This window comes from Paracoccus sp. (in: a-proteobacteria) (genome assembly GCF_047973135.1).
Taxonomy (GTDB): domain Bacteria; phylum Pseudomonadota; class Alphaproteobacteria; order Rhodobacterales; family Rhodobacteraceae; genus Paracoccus.
This window is the reverse complement of the sequence record NZ_JBKEBL010000081.1, coordinates 1-9,268: the sequence shown is the minus strand read 5'-3', so window position 1 is coordinate 9,268 and position 9,268 is coordinate 1. Positions and strand designations below refer to the sequence as shown.

The following is a 9,268-nucleotide window of genomic DNA, read 5'->3' as shown; positions in this document are numbered from 1 at the left end:
GGCCACGAAACGCGGATCAACCATGCCGCGCAGATCGGCCCCTTCGCCCAGCACCCCGCGTTCGACACGGCCGGGGCGGCCCTCCATCTCGCGGATGAACGCCTCCTGCTGCGCCTTCTTCGCAAAGCGGCTGAACGAGACGACCCTGCCATCGGCATCGCGCAGGGTGACGAAATAGGTGCCAAAGCGCGACAGCGGAAAATAGGGGCCGGACAGGCGGTTGCTTTCAAAGGCCTGCCGCATCTGCGCCATGCGCGCGGCCTGACCCGCCGCCGCGCGCTTGCGGGCGCTGGCCAGACCGGCATCCGCCTTGTCGATGGCCTCCATGCGTTCCATCCCGTCCAGCCCCTCGTCACGGATGCGTGCCATTTCCTTGCGATGCGCCCGCTCGGCGCGCCTGAGCGCGATCCGGTTGGCCGTCGCGATATTGGCCAGAAGCGCGGCATCCATCCTGTCGGCCATGGCCCCGTATTCGTCCCGGACCTCGCGATAGAGCTTGCGGAATGCCTCCGGCAAAGCCTTCCAGGCGGCGCGCAGATCGGCATAGGCGGCTTTGTGGGCCGCTGTCTCGCGCTCGATCTGTCTGGCCCAGGCGATCCGGTCGGGGCTGGCCCGCCCGTCCTTCAGGATCCGCGCGGCGCTGGCGGCATGGGTATGTGTCCAGTCATCCTTCCGGCTGGGGTCGATCCCGGCCAGCGTCGTCCTGTGCATCAGATCCATCAGCGCCTCATTGGCCTTGGGATCCTTCTTGCCGATGCGCGTCCAGCGATCGACCATGGCAGCCGCACGGGCCTGCCAGTCGTTGCGCATGGCGTCCATGTCCTGCTTGTTCTTCAGATAGGCCTGCGCCGATGGCAGGTTCCGGCCCAGTTCCGCGAACAGCGGATGGCCCGGAACCGCGCCCAGAATGTTGAACCGCCGGTCCTTGCCCATGGCATCGGTCAGCCAGTCCGAGAACATCCCGGGCGATTTGCGCCAGAATTCCCGGCTGACCAGCCCCGCTGCCTTCGCCCGACCCGATTGCATCACATCCCGAAGCAAGGACATGTCGCGCTGGTGTCTTACTGCCGGATCATCGCCCTGATTTTCTCGCTCGCCTCGGCGTCGTCCTTCCGCAAGGATTCGATCCCGGACGGCGTCAGCCGGTTTGAAACCCGCGAGATATCGAGCCTCGGATTCGGTGAGGGCGTCGAAGCCGTACCCTGTGGCAATGCGGAAGTCGTTTTCGAGGTCGCCATGCTTGTCACGAAGGGCCAAAAGGGTTGCATCCGATGGGCGCAGTGTCGCGCTATACTGCTTGCCCGTCAAGGCCACCGCGCCGATCACGCGCCCGCCAGCGGCTTCGATGTGACTGGCAAGCGCCGCGAAGGTGCCGCCCTGCGTCAGGGTGTCATCAAGGATCAGGTAATCCCGGCCCGCATCTGCCGGTCCGTCGAATTCCGGAGAGGCGAAGATGCGGTCAAGCCCGGACAGCGCGGTGCGCTGCGGAGCATTTGACTGAACAATCCCCGTGACCGCATCCAGTCCCAACCGCTGTGCCAGGATTTCGGCAGCAGCCCGAGGGATCTTGTTGCGCCCGCTGGCCTCTTCCGAGATCACGGGCACGATCACCGGACGGCTTTCCCCGATCATGTCACGCAGCCGCGCCAGCAGATCATCCGTCACGATATCCTGCGCCAGACGCACCGCAGCACCGATATCCCCTGCCTTGGCGGCCGTATAATCGGGATGACCGCTGATGGTCGCCAGAGCACCACCGATCAGTGCCCTGTCCAGACTGACGGGCTGGCGCTGTTCCTTCCGCCTGCCGCTGTCACCTCTGCCGCCGTCACGGCCGCCGCCGGACCCGTCCGGCCCGCGCCCGCCGATCCCGCCCGCCGCGATCCGCTCCATGATGCGCGCGGCGTCGTGAAAGCCCTCGCCGCGCAGGGCCGAGGCCAGGGCGCGGAAAAAGGACCGGATGCGCGCGAGGGCTTGCCGCAGCAGGCCGGGCGGATCGTCGCGCAGGTTCTGCGCCCAATCGGCATAAAGCTCGGCCACCATTTCCTCGGTCTGCCCGGCAGTGGGCAGGTCGGGATAGGCCGCCTCGACACGCGCGCGGATGGCGTCGTCGCCCCGCGCGGCCCGGACCAGCGCCCGCCATTCGTCGCGGGTAAAGAGGCCGTAATCCTTGCCCCACAGCCCGCCGTCGCGCAGCGCGTGGATGATCTCGTGATCCAGCGTGTGCCGCCAGCCGCGCCCGCGATCATGGATGATGCGGATGACGCCGCGCAGATAACTGCCGGCCGCCGCGCCCGCGCCGCCCGCTTCGGCCCCGACACGCCCGGCGATGCCGATCCTTTCCAGTTCCGCCCGCGCCGCCGCGTTGATCGCGCGGGCACGGGCCGGGGTCAGCGTCGGATCGGAATTGATTTCGGGGGCGACGAGCCTTATGTTCAGGCTGTCGGCACTGACTTTCGCATCGGGCTCCACGCGGTCTTTCCGCGCGTCCCTCGAACCATCGGTTCGGGTGCCGACAAATCTCCCCAGATTCAGGTCATAGAACTTGCGCCCGTCATCCATTTCACGAACGACAATGTAAACCGGCTCTGCGCGTCCACCGATTTCAATAACGGAACGGAGTGTATGGACAGCTTTGACATGCTCCCGACCGCGCCTGTCAGGCTCGGTTCCGGTAAGAGTTGCATGGGTGATAATACCCTGAAGGCCAGGTACAGCGCGTAGAAGGTAGTCCAGCGGTTTACCACGCAACTTTCCGCCCCCGTCACGGGTGAACCTGATTTCCCAGCCCGTCTCTCGGTTAATTACGGTCTTGCCTTGAAGATGCTCGCGGTACCACCCCTGAGCCTTGCGCTGGAGGTCCACAATATCCGACCATTCGCCCAATTCCGCGCCGGTCAGCGCAGCCACGACCGGCTCATCCCCGAAGCGCGATTCCTTCGCGGCCTCCTGTTCGGCCTCGGTCAGCAACGCAGCCTCGATCCCGGCGATCTGTGCGGTCAGCCCGGCCAGTTCATCGGCCTGCGCGAAATCCTTTACTTCATCCAGCGATTTGCGCGCGGCCCCGGCCTCTTTTTCAAGACGGGCGCGTTCGTCGCGATGGAAACCGAGGCGGCGTTCCGGTGCCGCAAGGGCGTATTCCAGCCGCCGGACAAGGCCCACCGGATCGTCGCTCCACCCGGCATCTGCGGTCATTTCGTCGTCGAAGCGGACAGAGAACCCGATCGACCTGTCCGCGATGCGATAGGTGGCCTCGATCGCGAAGCCGCCGATACTGCCGATGCGGCGATCCTCGAAGTGTTCCCCGGCTTCGGCCAGATCCCCCACCATCCGGAGCAGCGCCTTACCGGCATCCGCGCGGCTGTCGAAGGCATCGCGCCCGACAGTGATCGCGAATTTGTTGCCACCCAGATCGGGCAGGCTTGCCGCGACGGGTTCGATATGCGCGATTTTCTCGTCATGGAACGCGATCTCGCGCCGGTTACGCCTGATCTCGCCGCGCAGCCTGGCGCGCTGTGTCTCGATGGCGCCTGCGCGGCGGCGCAGCTTGTCGCGCGCGGCCTTCATGTCGGTCAGTTCCAGCACACGCGGATCGCGCGTCGTCATGGCCTTGGCCTGTTCGAACTGGCTGGCCTCGCCCAGATCCTCCATGTCTCGTTGCGTTGGATCGCCGCGATAGAAGGCCTCGATGAAGGCCGCCTTGCGCGCCATCATCTGCCACATGGCCGCGTCATAGGTGCCCTTGGTCGAATAATCGAGGATCTCGATTTCGGGGTTCATGTTGCCCTGACGAATGCCGCGCCCGTTGCGCTGTTCGTCATCCGCCGGATACCAGAGCGGGTCGAGGTTGTGGATCGCGGCCACGCGCTTCTGGGCATTGACGCCGGTGAAGATCGAGCGCGAACCGATCAGGATGCGCGTCTTGCCCTCGTTCATGTCGTTGAAGGCGCGTTGCTTTTGCGCGTGGGATTTCAGATCCTTTGCCAGCACGATCTGATCGGCCGGCACGCCGCGCCGCATCAGTTCGGCCTTGATATAGCGATGGACCGAGAAATCGGGATTGTGCTTGCTGGCCTCGATGCCGAGGGTCGAGAACACGATCTGCGTCGAGGGGCCGCGCATCTCCGGTGTGGCGGCATAACCGCCGCCGGGGGCCACGCCATGCAGCGGGGCGTTATCGCCATCCTTCCAGCGTTGATGGATATTGTCGATCATCCGCTCCAGCTTGGACCCCCTGCCATCGCTGGACGGGTCCACAAGCCGCATGTCGATGGCGGCAAGCCTGCCATCGTTGATCACGGACAGAAGGATGTCATCGCCCTTCTTCACCGGCCCCTTGCGTCTGGCGATGGCCTGCATCCGGGCGGCAAGTCGTTGCTGAAAGGCCTGTTGCTCGGGTGTGGCGTCAACGACCACAAGGCTGCGGCTGCCGCCTTTCAGCTTTGGCCGGGTCACATATCGCTCAAGATCGGCTGATGTCACGACATCCATGACCTGCCGGACCATCAGCGACAGTTCCGGGGTATTCACGAATTTCGAGAAGCGCGAGACCTCTTTGTAACCACCATCGGGCGTCTGTTCGAGTTCCGAAGCGACCTCGCCGAAGGTTGCCGCCCAGGCGTCGAATGCCTGGATATTGCGCTCGGCCAGCGCCTGCGGCTGCATGATCCGCGACAGCGTATAGAGTTCCGCCATCGTGTTGGTGATCGGGGTGCCCGAGGCCAGCACCAGCCCGCGCCCCGGATTACGCTCGTCCACGATCCGCGACTTGATGAACAGATCCATGGACGCCTGACTGCCTGCCGGATCGATCCCCTTGATGTTGCCATTCGTGGTCGCGAAGGACAGCTTGCGGAACAGATGCGCCTCATCCACGAACAGCATGTCCACGCCGATCTCGTCGAAATCGAACACACTGTCCTTGCGCGTCTCGCTGGTCAGTTTCGACAGCCGTTGCTCGGCCTGTTCGAGAAGCTGGGCGATCTTCTTGGCGGTGCTGACGCCCTTTTCCTTCTCGACCTTGATGCCAAGCTGCGCGGCGATGGAGTTCAGCGCGCCAAGCGTGGCCTGCTGTTGGCCCATATCCTTGCCGCGTTCGCCACTGGCATTCGAGGAAGCCACCATCTCGCGAATATCGTCGAGCATGCCCTGAACGACGCGGGCTTTGGCCGCTTCGCTGGCCGGGATCTTCTCGAAGGCGGAATGGGTGATGATGACCGCATCGAAATTGCCGGTTGCGGCATCGGCCACGAATTGCCTGCGCCGATCCGTGTGGAACCGCTTTTCGTCGGCCACGAGGATATCGGCCAGTGGATATTGCTGCTGGAACTCGGTCGCGAACTGGACAAGCATGTGGTTCGGCACGACATACCACGGCTTGCGGGCCAGCCCGAGCCGCCGCGCCTCCATGCCCGCTCCGATCATCGCCGAGGTTTTGCCTGCACCGACCGTATGGGCCATATAGGTCGATCCCGATTGCAGGATGCGGGCGATCACCGCCATCTGATGCGGACGCCATGACCAGTCCGAATGCACCCCCGGCGTTGTCAGATAGCCGCCATCATGGTTGGGCGCGACCTCGGCATTGAAGATGTCGTTATAACGTTCCTCAAGCTGATCGGCCCGTGCCTCGTCGGACCACAGCCATTCCTGGAATGCGGCCCTGATCTCGGCCGCCTTGTCAGTTGCTGCCTGCGTGGCTTCCTCGTCTATGAAGGTCCGGGTCGAGCCGTCCGGCTCCTTGACCGTCCGCGACACCCGCAGGGGCTTGTTGTTCATGACCCGGCCCATCAGATCGGCAAAGGGCATGTCCTCGGTGCCCCAGGCATTGCGCGCCTCGGATGACCCTGTGTCACCGTCCACCACCCAGATGCCCAGCGCAGGCTTGAACCCGGCGGTAAGCCGCAGGCCCTTGGCCCCGGCGAACGCGCTGTAAAGCGTCTGCTCGAACCAATGCGCACCCAGCGGTACGACGATGTCCGAGCGGGGGATGGGATCTGGCAGAACGGCACCCAGCGCATCGGCATTGGCCTTGAACCGCTCGTCCCGGCGCATCGCGGCCTCTGCCTCGCGCAGCTTGGCCCGCACATTGCCGGACAGGTATTTCGCCCGCGTCTCGAATTCACCCGTTTCCGGGTTTTCGAAGATCTTTCCGGCCAGCTCCTCGCGCACCTTCTGCGGCGTTGATTTCGACAGTTCGGCAATCCTGTCCGGATCCACGCGGCCGGTTTCGGCCAGCAGGTGCAGCAGCGCATCCTCGGGCGACGTGATCTTCGGCTGAACGCCGATATTGATGGCATTCTCGTGGAACACGCGGGTCTTGGTCGCCGCACCCGTCCTGGCATCGTATTTCTCGATGGCGCGCAGGCGGAAATTCTCGGGATCGTCGCTGAATGCGTCGATATTCGGGAAACGGTTGATTTCAAGGTCGGGAACCGCATTCTGGTCGAAATCGCCCTCGCGATAGCCCGGCTTCTGCGCGGCCTCGCGCCGTGCCCGCGCGATCCGGGCCAGCGTCCAGCCCTCCGCGATCATCGGCCCGGCATCGAAGCTGCCGGTATCGAAGGCAATCCCTGCGGCGCGGGCATCCTCGGCCATCTGCTGGCGGATCCCCTCCATCTGGACAGCACTCGGACGGCGAAGGGTCGTCTCGACCTTGTTGATCGGGCCGCGCCTGGCGACGAAATCATCATATTCCTTGTTCAGCCGCTTGCGGGCACGGGTCGCATCCTCGCCTTTCAGGTCGGCAGCATAGACTTCGCGCAGCGCGTTGCGCATCGGGATCAGGTCGGCGATCAGCTCATATTCGGCTTTCGTCAGGCCGGATTGCCCCTGGGCGCGGCGCGGAACGGGGTTCCCTTCGGTTCCGTCGAATTGCCAGAGTTCCCCGTCCTTCATGTAATAGGAACCGGCTTTCGTCTCTCCGCTTCTGGCATCGCGCGGTCCGGTCATCATCTGGGCCGGATCGCCCATGCTTGTGATGCGGCGCGGGAAGCGGGCAACGGCGGCGGCCAGATCGGAAGCAAGATCGGCACCGTCGCGCGGGCGCACGCCGATACGCGGACGTCCAACAAGTGTGTCGAATGCCCCCTGTTCGCCAAGGATCATTTCCGGATGGTTCTGGAAGTAACGGTTCACGGCCAGTTCGACGCTGCCGCCCTCCTTGTCGGGCACCGCCACCGGCGTGGATTCGCGCCATGCAGGATCGGCCTCGGCCTCGCCCTTGTGGCGCTTGCGCAGGACGATGATATCGGTCGTCACCTGCGTTCCGTTTTCGGCAAAGGCGGTATTCGGCAGGCGGATGGCCCCGACCAGATCGGCCCTGTCTGCCATGTAATCCCGCGCCTTGCTGTCGAGCTTGTTCATGGTTCCGGCGGAGGTCACGAACATCAGCAGCCCGCCCGGCCGCACGCTGTCGAGGCTTTTGGCGAAGAAATAGTCATGGATCATGAAGCCCTGCGGATAGGCAGGGTCGGCCTTGATCTGCGTGCGGGCGAAGGGCGGGTTGCCGATCACCAGATCGTAATAGTCCTGCGGCATCGGCGTCCTGATGAAATCGCCGTGCCGGATATGATGGCCGGGATAAAGCGCCGCGGCGATCTTTGCGGTGATGTGGTCCAGTTCGACCCCGGTATATTCCCCGAAGAACCCTTTCGGCATGGTCCCGGCAAAACCGCCGACGCCCATGCCCGGCTCGAACACCTTTCCGCCGGTAATGCCAAGCTGCTGCGCGAGGTTCCACATGTTCCGTAACACGGGTTCGGCGGTGTAGAAGGCATATTGGCTGGTCTTTTCGACCGTCGCGCGTTCTTCGGGCGTCAGCAGGCGGTCAAGATCGGCGGCGATATCGGGAAAGCGGATCTTGCCTTCGCTGTTCGGCAGCGCGGCTGCCAGAGTGCCCGCGCCGCCATAGAGCGACAGCGCCTGCCGTTCTTCGGATGTCGCGGGGCGGCCCTCGCGTTCAAGGCCGCGCAGCGTCTCGATGGCCCTGACGGCATTCCGGGCGCGGGTCTTGTCGCCACCGGGCAGGGCAAGCCCGCCTTCGGGGATTACATGGTTTCGGGGGCCTGATCGTCCAGGGGTGCCGTCAGTTCCGCCAGTGCCTCGTGAAAGATCATCTCGTTCAGCATCCGCTCTTCGTTTGGTCCCTGTGCCGCGATCTCTCCGCCGGGGTCCATCGTCTCGGCGGTCCGCTTCACCACCGCCCTGATGTGATCTTCCCACGCCTTCGGCCCGCTGAGCTGAAGCGCCCGCGTCGTCTTTGGTGCCTGCTGCCGCATCGCGGCCATCAGTGCTGTGATCATCACTCGATCCTCCCTTCGTGTTGTCTCGTCTGGCGCTATCACCCTCCGGGGCGGATGGCGAGGTGGCGGAGTCGGCCAGCGCGGCGCGAACTTCGGCCATCACCGCCGCCGCGTCGTCCATCTGCGACACATCTTCGCCCTTCAGGTCCATGTCGTCGCGCAGATGGTTATAGGCCGCCCGCATGGGGGCCTGAGCCTCGCGCAGCGTCAGCCCTGTGGTTTCCGCGAAATCCCGCAGCATCTGGCCGAGGCGCTTCGTACCGGCCTCGATATAAAGCGCGACCAGTTCGCCGCCGAGGATGATATAATCCGGGTCAAGCCCGCTGCTGGCCTGATGGCGCGCCTTTGCCGCCAGCTTCGCTTTCAGTTCCGCCGCACGGGCCTGCTTTTCCGGCGACAGGGACGACAAGAGGCCCGCATCTGTTGCCGCTCTGTCACGCCTGGCTCTTTTCCCTTGCGAGACCTTCTCGCTGTTCCTATCCTCACCTTGGGTCTCGGTTTGGCGGCTAGCTGTGTCATCCGCCGACATTGGTGTGACAATGTCCGTCCTGGTGTCACCGCCGAGGCCCTTTTCATAAGCTGTCAGAAGCCACGTCTTGGCCTCACCCTGCCAATCAAGCCGAACAACGGCGCTTCCCGTTTTGTCAGAAAGCCTGATGCGGTTCGGGCCGGACCGACCTTCATCTTTCTGCAAACGATCCAGAAACCCTTGCAGATCGGCAAGAACCTCCGGATGCCTGGCCTCGATCTTGGCCAGCCCGAACCCTTCGCCTTCGGCGCTTCCCCAAATAAGATCAATATCGCCAATATCACGATGATGAACCGCACCTACCGCCTCGCCGGTTCTTTTGGCCTTCAGATGTGCAATCGCTGCATCGGCCTGATGGCGAAATTGGCGATAGATGGGGCCGAATTGGCCGGTTTCGTCCGTTGGTGCCTCGGCTGCGGCCTGCGTTCCGCCGGTT

The 9,268-nt window shown here is 64.1% G+C and carries 2 protein-coding genes; one reads left to right on the top strand and one right to left on the bottom strand.

The window, feature by feature from the left end:
- The coding region (locus tag ACK5L9_RS06820) for an Eco57I restriction-modification methylase domain-containing protein (protein ID WP_416910715.1) at positions 1 to 8,712 on the bottom strand (8,712 nt) is incomplete at its 3' end.
- A gap of 45 nt (positions 8,713 to 8,757) precedes the next feature.
- Here ACK5L9_RS06820 and ACK5L9_RS06815 point away from each other — a divergent pair.
- On the top strand, positions 8,758 to 9,268 hold a 511-nt coding region (locus ACK5L9_RS06815; RefSeq protein WP_416910714.1), incomplete at its 3' end, for a hypothetical protein.